At 59.9% G+C, this 13,846-nt stretch carries 10 protein-coding genes; 9 read left to right on the top strand and 1 reads right to left on the bottom strand.

All coding sequences use genetic code 11. The annotated features are described in order from the left end of the window. The first annotated feature begins 24 nt into the window (after window positions 1–24). From odhB to rluB, 8 genes are all read left to right on the top strand, one after another. Window positions 25–1,278 carry a 2-oxoglutarate dehydrogenase complex dihydrolipoyllysine-residue succinyltransferase gene (gene odhB / locus BM036_RS00325; protein WP_091848244.1) on the top strand — a complete coding sequence of 418 codons (1,254 nt, stop codon included), beginning with the start codon at window positions 25–27 and terminating at the stop codon, window positions 1,276–1,278. A 74-nt stretch (window positions 1,279–1,352) separates the two neighbouring features. Beyond that, complete coding sequence (gene lpdA, locus BM036_RS00320; protein WP_091848243.1) at window positions 1,353–2,795, top strand: dihydrolipoyl dehydrogenase; 1,443 nt, start codon at window positions 1,353–1,355, stop codon at window positions 2,793–2,795. Between the two features lie 237 nt (window positions 2,796–3,032). Continuing rightward, a complete protein-coding gene (gene sucC, locus BM036_RS00315; protein WP_091848242.1) occupies window positions 3,033–4,199 on the top strand; it encodes an ADP-forming succinate--CoA ligase subunit beta in 1,167 nt (388 codons plus the stop codon). Next, on the top strand, window positions 4,199–5,071 hold the full coding sequence (gene sucD, locus BM036_RS00310; protein ID WP_091848241.1) for a succinate--CoA ligase subunit alpha: 873 nt from the start codon (window positions 4,199–4,201) through the stop codon (window positions 5,069–5,071). The genes sucC and sucD overlap by 1 nt, the downstream gene beginning before the upstream one ends. 148 nt (window positions 5,072–5,219) lie before the next feature. Then, window positions 5,220–6,434, top strand: coding sequence for a tryptophan--tRNA ligase (locus tag BM036_RS00305; RefSeq protein ID WP_091848240.1), 1,215 nt, complete (start codon window positions 5,220–5,222; stop codon window positions 6,432–6,434). Between the two features lie 49 nt (window positions 6,435–6,483). Then, complete coding sequence (locus tag BM036_RS00300) at window positions 6,484–7,302, top strand: segregation and condensation protein A (RefSeq protein WP_091848661.1); 819 nt, start codon at window positions 6,484–6,486, stop codon at window positions 7,300–7,302. Between the two features lie 12 nt (window positions 7,303–7,314). After that, the gene (scpB, locus tag BM036_RS00295) at window positions 7,315–8,022 is read left to right on the top strand and encodes an SMC-Scp complex subunit ScpB (RefSeq protein WP_091848239.1); all 708 of its coding nucleotides are present in this window, start codon (window positions 7,315–7,317) and stop codon (window positions 8,020–8,022) included. A 17-nt stretch (window positions 8,023–8,039) separates the two neighbouring features. Then, window positions 8,040–9,005, top strand: a complete 966-nt coding sequence (rluB, locus tag BM036_RS00290) for a 23S rRNA pseudouridine(2605) synthase RluB (protein ID WP_091848238.1) — start codon at window positions 8,040–8,042, stop codon at window positions 9,003–9,005. Between the two features lie 22 nt (window positions 9,006–9,027). Here rluB and BM036_RS00285 read toward each other — a convergent pair whose 3' ends face one another. Beyond that, window positions 9,028–9,960, bottom strand: coding sequence for a GGDEF domain-containing protein (locus BM036_RS00285; RefSeq protein WP_091848237.1), 933 nt, complete (start codon window positions 9,958–9,960; stop codon window positions 9,028–9,030). A gap of 266 nt (window positions 9,961–10,226) precedes the next feature. Between BM036_RS00285 and smc the strand changes: the two genes are divergently transcribed. Then, window positions 10,227–13,724, top strand: coding sequence for a chromosome segregation protein SMC (smc, locus tag BM036_RS00280; protein WP_091848236.1), 3,498 nt, complete (start codon window positions 10,227–10,229; stop codon window positions 13,722–13,724). Window positions 13,725–13,846: the final 122 nt, after the last annotated feature.

The following is a 13,846-nucleotide window of genomic DNA, read 5'->3' as shown; positions in this document are numbered from 1 at the left end:
AGCTACCGAACGTAAGGAATTGAGATGTCAACAGAAATAAAAGCCCCCGTTTTCCCCGAGTCGGTCGCTGAAGGCACCGTTGCCACCTGGCACAAGAAGCCGGGTGAAGCCTGTGAACGCGACGAACTGATTGTCGATATTGAGACAGACAAGGTGGTTCTTGAAGTGGTTGCGCCTGCCGACGGCGTGATCGAGGAAATCATCAAGGACGAGGGCGACACCGTTGAGAGTGGTGAGGTGATTGGCAAGTTCAAGGAAGGCGCTGCCGGTGAAAGCAAGTCCGGATCGAAGGATGATTCCGGCGAAGAGAAGCAGGCCGAGGAAAAAGCGGAATCTGCGTCCGCCGGCGATTCCGGTCAGGGCAGCGCGGCCGCCTCCGGTGATGCCATTCTGAGCCCGGCAGCCCGCAAGCTGGCCGAGGAAAGCAACGTTGACCCGGATTCCGTCAAGGGCACTGGCAAGGGTGGTCGCGTAACCAAGGAAGACGTACAGGCTCATATCGAGGGAGGCAAGTCCTCAAGCGGCCAGGCCGCGCCGCAACAGGCGCCGGCTCCGGCAGCAGATCTGCCCGCTGGCGAACGTCCCGAGAAGCGCGTGCCCATGACCCGTCTGCGTGCCAGCATCGCCAAGCGCCTGGTACAGGCCCAGACCGATGCCGCCATGCTCACCACGTTCAACGAAGTGAACATGAAGCCGGTGATGGAGCTGCGCAAGCAGTACAAGGACTCCTTCGAGAAGCGTCACGGCGTCAAGCTGGGCTTCATGTCCTTCTTTGCCAAGGCTGCCACCGAGGCGCTCAAGCGCTTCCCCGCAGTCAACGCGTCCATTGATGGCAACGACATGGTCTACCATGGCTACCAGGACATCGGTGTAGCCGTTTCCACTGACCGTGGACTGGTTGTTCCGGTGTTGCGTGATGTCGACGGCATGGGCCTGGCGGACATCGAGAAGAAGATTATCGAGTACGGCCAGAAGGCCAAGGGTGGCAAGCTGGGCATCGACGAGATGACCGGTGGTACCTTTACCATTACTAACGGTGGTATTTTCGGTTCGCTGATTTCCACACCGATCCTGAACCCGCCGCAGACGGCCATCCTGGGTATGCACAAGATCCAGGAGCGTCCGATGGCGGTGAACGGTCAGGTCGAGATCCTGCCAATGATGTACCTGGCGCTGTCCTACGACCATCGCATGATCGATGGCAAGGAAGCGGTACAGTTCCTCGTCGCCATCAAGGAAATGATCGAGGATCCGACCCGCATCCTGCTGGACGTCTGAACCTATCAAACTCATTCCGGAGCCCCGGAGGCGAACACGCCTGCCGGGGCTTCCGCCAGATAACGGGATAGAACATGTCTGAAAAGTACGATGTGATCGTCATTGGCGCCGGCCCCGGCGGTTATGTGGCCGCCATCAAGGCCGCACAGCTTGGCCTGAAAACCGCCTGTGTGGAGTCCTGGACCTCCGAGGACGGTAAGCAGCAGGTGCTTGGTGGTACCTGCCTGAACGTGGGCTGTATTCCGTCCAAGGCGCTGCTGGAGATTTCCCACAAGTACGAGGAAGCCCAGCACGGTTACGCGGACCAGGGCATCGAGCTGAAGGACCTGAAAATCAATGTTGGCAAGATGATGGAGCGTAAGGCCGGCATCGTTCAGCAGCTTACCGGCGGTATCGCCGGGCTGTTCAAGTCCAACGGCGTTACCTCCATCCACGGCCATGGCAAACTGCTGGCGAACAAACAGGTGGAAGTGACTGACAAGGACGGCAACACCACGACCTATGAGGCTGACAACGTCATTCTCGCCAGCGGCTCCAAACCTATCGAGATCCCGCCGGCGCCTTTCGACGGTGACTACATCGTTGACTCTGAGGGCGCCCTGGAGTTTGATGAAGTTCCCAAGCGCCTGGGTGTGATCGGCGCGGGTGTTATCGGCCTTGAGCTGGGCTCTGTTTGGGCACGGCTGGGTTCCGAAGTGACCGTACTGGAAGCCATGGACACCTTCCTGCCGGCGGTTGATCAGCAGGTCGCGAAGGACGCCCTCAAGCATTTCAGGAAGCAGGGGCTGGACATCAAGCTGGGCGCCCGCATGACCAATGCGGAAATCAAGCGCAAGCTGGTGTATGTGGACTATGAAGACGGCAAGAGCAAGGAGCAGGTCAAGTTCGACAAGCTGATTGTTGCCGTTGGCCGTCGTCCCAACACCGAGAACCTGCTGGCGGCGGATGCCGGTATCAACATGGACGAGCGCGGCTTCATCTATGTCGATGACCAGTGCAAGACTGAAGTACCGGGTGTATGGGCCATTGGCGACGTGGTCCGCGGGCCGATGCTGGCGCACAAGGCGTCGGAAGAGGGTATCATGGTTGCCGAGCGCATTGCGGGCCACAAGCCGCAGGTCAACTATGACGCCATCCCCAATGTTATTTATACCTCTCCGGAAGTGGCCTGGGTTGGCAAGACTGAAGAGCAGCTTAAATCCGAGGGTGAGGCCTACAAGGTCGGTACCTTCCCGTTTGCTGCCAACGGTCGCGCCATGGCCGCCAATTCCACCGGCGGCATGGTGAAGATCATAGCTGACGAGAAAACCGACCGGGTGCTGGGCTTCCATGTTGTGGGCCCCCAGGCATCCGAGATCGTGGCGCAGGGTGTGATTGCCCTGGAATTCGGCTCCAGTGCCGAAGACCTGGCGCTGACCTGCTTCGCGCATCCGACCCTGTCGGAATCCGTGCACGAGGCGGCCCTGGCCGTCGACGGTGGTGCCATCCACAAGGCCAACCGTCGGAAGAAGAAATAACGCCGGTGGTGTCGGCGGGGCAGGTCAGGACGACCCGCCAGTACGGCGTACACGGGCCGTGTCGACACCCGGTGTTTAGGTGCGCTGAGGCGATCCCCGGCGTACCGTAGCGAATTCGCATGAAGGAGCGCATCGGAGTCAGGCTGCAAGCGTATTGCGCGGGCCTTGTTCCGATGGGTTCCGGCGGGTTCAATTCCGTATGTGGTTATCCTCCATCAAAAAGCGGGACACTTGACTATGAATTTGCATGAATATCAGGCCAAGCAGCTGTTCGCTGAATACGGCCTGCCCGTATCCAAGGGCTATGCCTGTGATACTCCTGAAGAAGCTGCAGCGGCGGCAGACAAGATCGGCGGCGACGGCTGGGTTGTGAAGGCCCAGGTTCACGCCGGTGGTCGCGGCAAGGCTGGCGGTGTCAAGCTCGTCAAGAGCAAGGACGAAATCAAGGCTTTCGCCGAGCAGTGGCTGGGCAAGAACCTGGTGACCTTCCAGACTGACGAGAAGGGCCAGCCCGTCAGCAAGATTCTGGTTGAGTCCCTGACCGATATCGATCAGGAACTGTATCTGGGTGCAGTGGTTGACCGCGCTACCCGTCGTATCGTTTTCATGGCCTCCACCGAAGGTGGTGTTGAAATCGAGACAGTGGCCGAGGAGACTCCCGAGAAGATCCTCAAGGCCGAGATTGATCCTCTGGTTGGTGCGCAGCCGTACCAGGGCCGTGAGCTGGCCTTTAAACTGGGCCTGAAAGGCGCGCAGATCGGTCAGTTTGCCAAGATCTTCGTTGGCCTGGCCAAGCTGTTCGAAGACAAGGACCTGGCCCTGCTGGAAATCAACCCGCTGGTTATTACCAGTGAAGGTAACCTGCACTGCCTGGATGCCAAGATCAATGTAGACGGCAACGCCCTGTACCGCCAGAAGCAGATCCAGGAAATGCACGATCCTTCCCAGGAAGACGCCCGCGAAGCGGAAGCGGCCAAGTGGGAACTGAACTACGTGGCGCTGGACGGCAACATTGGCTGTATGGTCAACGGTGCTGGCCTGGCCATGGGTACCATGGACATTATCAAGCTGTCCGGTGGCCAGCCGGCCAACTTCCTGGACGTTGGCGGCGGTGCGACCAAGGAGCGCGTCTCCGAGGCGTTCAAGATCATCCTGTCCGATGACAACGTGAAGGCGGTCCTGGTGAACATCTTCGGTGGTATCGTCCGTTGCGACATGATCGCCGAGGGCATTATCGGTGCCGTGAAGGAAGTGGGCGTGAAAGTTCCTGTGGTGGTGCGTCTGGAAGGCAACAACGCTGAACTGGGCACCAAGGTCCTCGAAGAGAGCGGCCTCAATATCATCGCTGCAAGCAGCCTGTCCAATGCTGCAGAGCAGGTCGTTAAAGCCGCAGGGGGTAAGTAATGAGCATCCTGATCAACAAAGACACCAAGGTTATCTGTCAGGGCTTTACCGGTGCCCAGGGTACCTTCCACTCCGAGCAGGCGCTTGACTACGGCACCAAGCTGGTTGGCGGTGTAAGCCCCGGTAAGGGCGGCACCGAGCACCTGGGTCTGCCGGTGTTCAACACCGTGCGTGAGGCAGTCGAGAAGACCGGTGCCGAGGCTACCGTTATCTACGTGCCGGCGCCTTTCTGTAAGGACGCCATCATCGAAGCGGCTGACGCCGGCATTCAGCTGATCGTCTGCATCACCGAGGGCATCCCCACCATCGACATGCTCTATGCGAAGGAGTACGTCGACAAGAAGGGCGCCCGTATGATCGGCCCGAACTGCCCGGGCGTGATCACCCCGGACGAGTGCAAGATCGGCATCATGCCCGGTCACATTCACAAGAAGGGCAAGGTGGGCATCGTATCCCGCTCTGGTACCCTGACCTACGAAGCGGTCAAGCAGACCACGGACTTCGGCTATGGCCAGTCTACCTGTGTGGGCATCGGTGGCGATCCGATCCCCGGCTCCAGCTTCATCGACATCCTGAAGCTGCTGCAGGAAGATCCGGAAACCGAGGCCATCGTGATGATCGGTGAAATCGGTGGTACCGCTGAGGAAGAAGCCGCCGCCTTCATCAAGGACAATGTGACCAAGCCGGTAGTGTCCTACATCGCGGGTGTTACTGCGCCTCCGGGCAAGCGGATGGGCCACGCTGGCGCCATCATCTCCGGTGGTAAGGGTACTGCAGACGAGAAGTTTGCTGCCTTGCAGGATGCCGGTGTGAAGACCGTGCGCAGCCTGGCTGATATCGGCAAGGCCCTGAAGGAAGCAACTGGCTGGTAAACTGCTGGTTTACTGGCTTGAATGCCCAGAACCCCCGCCCGGTGTGACCGGTGCGGGGGTTTTGCGTTTTCAGGACGGCAACTTCTGTCATCCGGCAACGGTCTGATTTATCATGACCGGTCAATTATGACCATAAGGAGTTCATGCTTTGGGTTCTGTTGATTCCCAGCAACGGGTCTTGTCCGGAATGCGGCCCACGGGGCGCCTGCATCTGGGGCATTACCACGGAGTATTGAAGAACTGGGTGAAGCTGCAGCATGAATTCGAGTGCTTTTTCTTTGTGGCCGACTGGCACGCCCTGACCACCAGTTATGATGATCCCTCGCAGATCCGCGAGAATGTCTGGGAGATGCTGATCGACTGGCTCGCAGCCGGGGTAAATCCGGGGTCGGCTACCCTGTTCGTGCAGTCCCAGGTACCGGAACACGCCGAGCTACACTTGCTGCTTTCCATGATCACGCCCCTGGGCTGGCTTGAACGAGCACCGACCTACAAGGATCAGCAGGACAAACTACGTGAGAAAGATCTCGCAACCTACGGATTTCTGGGGTATCCGTTGCTACAGAGTGCGGATATTCTGCTCTACCGGGCCGGCAAGGTACCCGTAGGGGCGGACCAGGTCTCCCACGTGGAAATTACCCGGGAAATCGCCCGTCGGTTCAACCATCTGTATGGCCGCGAGCCAGGCTTCGAGGAGCAGGCGGAAGCCGCCATCGTCAAGATGGGGAAAAAAAACGCCCGGCTTTACCGCTCTCTCAAGCGCCGGTACCAGGAAGAGGGCGATATGGAAGCGCTCGAAACTGCGCGTGCCCTGCTGGGCGAACAACAGAACATATCCCTTGGCGATCGGGAGCGGCTTTACGGCTACATCGAGGGTGGGGGCAAGGTGCTTCTGCCCGAACCCCAGGCCCTGCTCACGGACGCTTCAAAAATGCCAGGGCTTGATGGCCAGAAAATGTCCAAGTCCTACGGCAATTTTATTGGCCTGCGGGAGTCACCGGACACGGTGGAACAGAAAGTTCGCACCATGCCGACTGATCCGCAGCGGGTTCGCCGTACCGATCCCGGAGAGCCGGAAAAGTGTCCGGTGTGGGAATTCCACAAGGTCTATTCCGATGAGGCTACCCGGGAGTGGGTCCAGACTGGCTGCCGCAGTGCAGGCATTGGCTGCCTGGATTGCAAGAAGCCCGTTATCGACGCCATCGTCGAGGAACAGCGACCGCTCCATGAGCGGGCCAGGGAATACGAATCCAGTCCGGACCTGATCCATGCCATTATCCAGGAAGGGGCGGACCAGGCACGGGATGCAGCGCGCGACACCCTGGAAGAAGTTCGTGAAGCCATGGGCGTGGTCTACCGTTGAAGACACCGGGGGGTAAAGTGTGACCGCACCGGAAACTGGCGCTGAAGACTTGCCGGAACAAACGTCGGCAGAGCCTGTCAGGGACGAGGCTCGGCCCCCTGTTGCCCGGGTGGAGGGCAGGCCGGTATCTGACCTTCCCCAGGACCTGTACATTCCCCCTGATGCGCTGGCTGTATTCCTCGAAGCGTTCGAGGGCCCACTGGACCTGCTGCTTTACCTGATCCGGCGCCAGAATATGAACATTCTGGATATCGACGTCAGTGAGATCACCCGCCAGTACATGGAATATATCAGCGCGGCTGAAGCCATGCGCTTCGAGCTGGCTGCGGAGTACCTGGTAATGGCTGCGACCCTGGCCGAGATCAAGTCGCGCATGCTGTTGCCAAGGCAGGAAGTGGAAGAGGACGAAGAAGACGATCCGCGGGCGGAACTGATCCGTCGCCTGCAACAATACGAGCGCTTCAAGAAGGCTGCCGAGGACGTGGATACACTGCCACGGATGGAGCGGGACACTTTTCCGAACTCGGCTGCTTTACCAGATCTGCCAAGGGGAGACGCGCACCCGCCGGTGGACCTGAGGGAAGTGTTGCTGGCTTTGCAGGGTGTGCTGCAGCGGGCAGACCTGTTTACCAGCCACCACGTGGAGAAGGAGCGCCTGTCGACCCGTGAGCGGATGTCGTCAATACTGGCGATGTTGCCGGCGGACCGGTTCATGCCCTTCGAAGCCCTGTTCACCCGGGAAGAAGGGCGTCTCGGTGTTGTGGTGACCTTTCTTGCGATGCTCGAGTTGGTCAAGGAAGAGCTGATAGAGATTGTGCAGGCCGAAACCCTGGGCGCCATCCATGTACGGGCCCGGACCAGCAACTGAGGTTAAAAGCGCATGAACGAGGAAAACCTCAAACGCGTACAGAACATTGTCGAGGCCGCACTGCTTGCTGCAGGTCGTCCCTTGAACATTGACCAGTTGCGGGATCTGTTCGAAGAACATGAACGACCCGCCCGGCAGGTGATGGAGCATGTCCTGATGCTGCTGGAAGAATCCTGCATTGATCGGGGGTTTGAGCTCAAAAAAGTGGCCAGTGGCTACCGCTTCCAGGTACGGCAGGAGTTTGCCCCCTGGGTGGGGCGCCTGTTCGATGAGAAACCTCAGCGCTATTCCCGGGCCTTGCTGGAAACCCTCGCGCTGATCGCCTACCGGCAGCCCATTACCCGGGGCGAAATCGAGGATATCCGGGGTGTTACGGTAAGCAGCAATATCATTCGTACATTGCAGGAACGAGAATGGGTTCGCGTAGTCGGGCATAAGGACGTACCTGGCCGTCCAGCCATGTATGCCACCACCCGCCAGTTCCTGGACTATTTCAACCTGACCAGCCTGGACGAACTGCCGCCGCTGGCGGAAATACGGGACCTCGAGGAGATAGGTCGCGAGATAGAGCAGGAAATACAGGCCGAGATCCAGTTTGATACACCTGAATCAGGAAAAGGTGAACAACCCGGCAGCGACGAGCCGCCGACAAACCCGGATGAGTCACCGGCGCAGAAACCGCCCGGTGATTCATCGCAAAGCAATACCACACTTCATTAAGTCAACAAGGATTCATCATGGCGTCGCAACGCCCCCCCAAGCAGTCCCAGCAGGGCGCCCGTCCGGTATCCGGAGAACCAGAGCGCCTGCAGAAGCTCCTGTCCCGTGCCGGGGTAGGTTCACGGCGCGAAGTGGATGCCTGGATTCAGGCTGGTCGGGTCACCGTTAACGGTAATGTAGCCGCGCCAGGCGACCGGGCACTGCCCACCGACCGTATCGCGGTGGACGGGAAGCCGGTGGAAAGCCGGTCCGCTGAAGCGGTTGTGCGCCGGGTGCTGATCTACAACAAGCCGGAGGGTGAAGTCACCACCCGTAACGATCCGGAAGGGCGGCCCACGGTTTTCGACAGCCTGCCACGGCTGAAAGACCAGCGCTGGGTGGCGGTAGGTCGACTGGATATCAATACCACGGGGTTGATGCTGTTCACGACGGACGGCGACCTGGCCAATCGACTGATGCATCCTTCCAGCGAGATTGACCGGGAATACGCTGTGCGGATCTTCGGCGAGGTGGATGATGACATGATCCAGCGACTGCTTGAGGGCGTGCTGCTGGAAGATGGCCAGGCGTCTTTCTCAGACATCTCGCCGGCCGGCGGCAAGGGCCATAACCAGTGGTTCCATGTCACCCTGCTGGAAGGACGGAACAGGGAAGTTCGTCGGCTCTGGGAATCCCAGGGCGTGAGGGTCAGCAGGCTCAAGCGGGTGCGATACGGACCGATCTTCCTGCCCAGCAGGCTGAGTGTTGGCCGATGGGAAGAACTCGACCAGAAAGCGGTTGATACGCTAAGCCGTGCCGTGGGTATGACGCCGGTAGACGTTCCGGTAAAGACCCCCGGGGAGCAGGCAGAGCATGATCGCCGGCGACGCAAGGCGCCTTCACGCGGTAACAAGAAGCCTGCCGGTGGCAGGAAATGGCAGGTAGACGACAGCAAGCCGGCGCCGGGTAGCAGTCGTACCCCTGCGCCACGCAGGAAAACCTGAGAGAACCGGCTTTTGCCGGTCTTCAGGCAATCACATGGGCAATATGGGTGCGGTTGCGGCCTGCATCCTTGGCCCGGTATAGCGCATCGTCTGCCCGTGCGAGCCACTGGACCGGGGTTTCTTCCTTGCGACGGGTGGCGACGCCGGCGCTGGCGGTAACACGGGCCTGCCTGTCACCACAGGGAATGCGGATGTCGTGAATGGCTGCCCGAATCCGGTCAGCCACCTGTTCTCCGTCCGTTGAGTCCGCGTGGGGCAACAGGACGGCAAACTCCTCGCCACCGAATCGGAAAATACTGTCGCCATCCCGGGTGGCTTCCCTTAACGCCTTTGCCGTGGCCTTCAGGATATGGTCACCGATCACGTGACCGAAGGTATCATTAACGTCCTTGAAATAATCCAGGTCACAGAGAATCAGGGTAAAGGCATCCCCGTGGCGGTCACCGATACTGCAGTCCCTGGCCAGGGCCATGTCCAGGGCGCGCTTGTTGGGAATCTCCGTTAACGAATCCGTCAGCGCAGCCTGTTCCACCAACGCATACTGACAGGCATTGCGCAGGGGGCAGATCAGTATGCCTAGCAGGAATTCAATGGCCTCCAGTTCATCCTCAGTGAAACGGGTCCGGCGGGTCAGGGACAGAGCGCCATAATGATTGCCCTCCAGGTTCAGCTGGTAGTCACAACGATGAGGGCCTCCCATGCCCGACGTGTAGACAAAATCCTGGTGCCCCAGGCGGTGCCGGTAGACCAGTTGGCCAAACGGTAACACCTGGCCGAGCTCCTCAGCGAAGATGCCCAGCAGGGTTTCCAGCGAGAGTGTCATGCTCACCCTGCGATAGAGGCGTGCCACCGGATCGTCAGCCTGGGTCCAGGCTTCCCGGGCCTGGCGCAGGGCAACAAGGCGGGCGGGCCGGGCCGATGAGGCTTCAAGGGGGGTGCGGTTGTTTCCTGCCATGGGTAATGCCTTTCGGGAAGATTTCCCGTTAAGAAGCAGGCATCATGCCATTCGTTACAAAGTCATATTTATCAATAATATGAGAGCAATGATTGAGGTCAGGATCGAGGTGTGTAGCTGGAGGCGGCAATTTTCCGTCATGGATGTTCCCGGCTAACCGAAGTCGCTGGAAATGGGAGGGAATCGAACTGGGCATCCGGCGACGGTATGGTACACTTCGGCGCTTGTGACCACGCCATAAGGGCCAGAGGTAGATACGGAACAACATGCGCCTGAAGTCCATCAAACTCGCGGGTTTCAAATCCTTTGTTGACCCCACCACCGTTCCCTTTCCCTCCAATATGACGGCGGTGGTTGGACCCAATGGTTGTGGTAAGTCCAATATCATCGACGCCGTTCGCTGGGTTATGGGGGAGAGTTCCGCCAAGTACCTGCGTGGTGAGTCCATGACGGACGTTATCTTCAATGGCTCCAGCGCCCGCAAGCCAGTGGGCCAGGCGTCCATCGAGCTGATCTTTGACAACTCTGACGGCTCGGCCCCCGGGGAGTTTGCCCGCTTCAATGAAATCTCGGTGCGTCGCCGTGTCTCCCGGGAAGGGCAGTCTGATTACTTCATGAATGGCGCCAAGTGCCGCCGGCGGGATATTACCGATCTTTTCCTGGGTACCGGTCTGGGCCCTCGCAGCTACGCCATTATCGAGCAGGGCATGATCTCCCGCCTGATCGAAGCCAAGCCGGAAGAGTTGCGGGTCTATATCGAAGAAGCCGCCGGGATATCCAGGTACAAGGAGCGGCGACGGGAGACGGAGAATCGCATTCGTCGGACCCAGGAAAACCTGGAGCGGCTGACTGACCTGCGGGACGAACTCGGCCGCCAGCTACAGCACCTGCAACGCCAGGCGCAGTCTGCCGAACGTTACAAGGAACTCAAGGCCAGCGAACGGCAGTACCGGGCGGAGCTGGCGGCGTTGAAATGGCAGGGGCTGGACCAGGAACTTGCCCAGCGGCGGGAGCAGTTGCGGGAGACCGAGCTGGAGCTGGAAAAACACCTGACCGATCGGGTCAACCTTGAAACAGCGCTTGAGCGCTTGCGGGATGACCACCAGCAGCGTACCGATGACTTCAACCGTAACCAGGCCCGTTATTACGAGGCGGGCGCGGACATTGCCCGGGTAGAGCAGAGCCTGGAGCACCAGCGGGAACGCAGTCGCCAGGTGGCCACCGAGCTTGACCAGGCCCTGGCCAGCCGCTCGGAGATCTCCCGGGAACTGGCCCAGGACGAAGACAAGCTGGAGGCCATCAACGACGAGCTGGCGGCCATCGAACCCGAACAGGAAAGCCTTGCTGCCCAGGCTGAAGAGTCTGCCTTGCAGCTACAGGCTGCCGAAGAGGCTATGGGTGACTGGCAGCACCAGTGGGAGGCTTTCAGCGCACGTTCCTCCGACACCAAGCGGGAAGCTGAGCTGGCTCAGAACCGCATCCGTAACCTGGAGCAGGAGATCGAAAGCCTGATTGCCCGTCAACGACGCCTCCAGGATGAACGGGATTTGCTGGACGGGCAGCTGGACCGGGACGAGCTCGACGAATTACTGGCAAGGCAAGAGGAGCTGAACCTGCGCCGGGAGGAGGCCGTAGAAGCGATCGAAGACGCCGGTGACCGGCTCCAGGATATCCGGGGCGACCTTCGCGAACATGAGCAACAGGTCAATGAATTGAGCCAGCGGGACCAGTCCCTCAGGGCTTCGCTGGAGTCTCAGCAGGCCATGCTCGATGAGCAGCTGGGGGCGGATGACGAAGCCCTGCAGCAATGGCTCGGCCAATCAGACCTCCACCAGGCACCTCGTATAGCGCGCCAGCTGCAGACGGAGCCCGGGTGGGAATTCGCCGTAGAGGAAGTGCTGGGGAACCTGCTGCAGGCGGTGCAGGTTAACAGCCTGGAGGCCCTGACCCGCGAGCTGGCAGAGGCCCCGAAGGGCCTTGCGCTGGTACAGGCTGGCTCTGAATCGGCCAGCCCTGTGGCAGGCAGCCTCGCCGCCAGGGTAAGCAATGCCGGTGGGCTGACCCACTGGCTGGGACAAATTCGTACCGCCGGGAGCCTCGCTGAGGCCCTGGCGATGCAGGACAGCCTCGCGGAGCAGCATTCCGTCATCACTCCGGATGGCATCTGGCTGGGCCGGGGCTGGCTGAGAATGCCGGCGTCAGATCGCTCCCGCACCGGGGTTATCGAACGCCAACAAAAGGTGGAAGAGCTTGCGGCAGCCCTGGATGACGCCGAAACACGACTGGCAGAAGGTCGGGAGAGGCTTGCAGAGTTGCAGGAGCGGACCTCGGAAGCAGAGCTCCGGCGGGATCAGGCACAACAGGCCGCCAGTGATGTCCAGGGAGAGCTGTCGTCCCTGACTTCCCGAGTCAGCGGCCTGAAAGCCCGGGCTGATCAGATCAATGAGCGCCTGCAGCGGATTGAGGAAGATACCGGTGACCTGCGCGAGCAGCTGGCCATGAAGCAGGAAGAGCTGGAAGAGGCGCGCATGCAGTGGGACCAGTCCCTGGCGGAGAACGAGGGTGCGGAAGATGAACGAGAGCGCCTCCTGGGTCAGCGGGACGAGCTGCGTGGACGTCTCGACCATCTGCGCCACCAGGCCCGCAGCGATCGCGACCATGCTCACCAGCTGCAACTGCAGATTCAGTCCCTGACCAGCCAGCAGGATGGCCTGCGCCAGACCCTTGATCGCACCCGGCTGCAGGACCAGCGGCTGGAGGAACGGCTCGAAATCCTCCGCGAAAACCGGGAAGGCGCCGAAGCGCCTATCGAAGACCTGGAAATGCAGCTTGAGGGATTGCTGGATCGGCGCCTGGCAGAGGAGGAAAAGCTCTCGATGGCGCGGGATGCCCTGGAAGACATCGATCGCCAGGTCAGGGAGAAGGAGCAGTTCCGCAGCCAGGCTGAGCACCGTGCCCAGGAAATCCGTGGTCAGCTGGAGAAGCTTCGGATGGAATCCCAGGCCCTGGAGATCCGTTCCACCAACCATCTGGAGCAGCTTGAAGAGCTGGAGGTGAAACTTGCCGATATCCTCGGGCAGTTGCCAGAGGAAGCGACCGAGCAGGCGTGGTCAGAGGAGCTGGAACGGATCGGCAACCGGATCCAGCGACTTGGTGCCATCAACCTGGCTGCGATCGAGGAATACCAGGTCCAGAGCGAACGAAAGACCTACCTGGACAGCCAGCACGAAGACCTGATGGAAGCCCTGGAAACCCTGGACAGTGCGATTCGCCGAATCGACCGGGAGACACGCCAGCGCTTCAAGGAAACCTTCGACAAGGTCAACGGTGGTCTGCAGGCGCTGTTCCCGAAAGTATTCGGTGGTGGTACCGCCTATCTTGAGCTTACTGGTGAGGACCTGCTGGAAACCGGGGTTGCCATCATGGCTCGCCCACCAGGCAAGAAGAACAGCACCATTCACCTGTTGTCCGGGGGCGAAAAGGCGCTCACCGCCATTGCCCTGGTATTCTCCATTTTCCAGCTGAATCCTGCGCCGTTTTGTATGCTGGACGAAGTGGATGCGCCACTGGACGATGCCAACGTGGGCCGTTACGCCAATATGGTGAAAGAGATGTCATCTCAGGTTCAGTTCATCTACATTACCCATAACAAGATAGCCATGGAAATGGCCGACCAGTTGATGGGCGTCACCATGCATGAGCCGGGTTGCTCGCGACTGGTGTCGGTGGATGTGGATGAAGCCGCCGCCCTTGCGGAAGCGTAATCACGGGTCTGATTTGTCGCGCGACATGAAAAATCCGCCACCTGGTCGTCCATTGCGTTGTATTCACGCCGGTCTTTTCATAGAGTTACCGCTTTAAGGACCACAGACAGGATCAGGTTGTT

The organism is Marinobacter segnicrescens (assembly GCF_900111555.1).
In the GTDB taxonomy this organism is placed as follows: domain Bacteria; phylum Pseudomonadota; class Gammaproteobacteria; order Pseudomonadales; family Oleiphilaceae; genus Marinobacter; species Marinobacter segnicrescens.
Note: the sequence above shows the minus strand (reverse complement) of the source record. Positions and strands in the feature narration are given on the sequence as shown.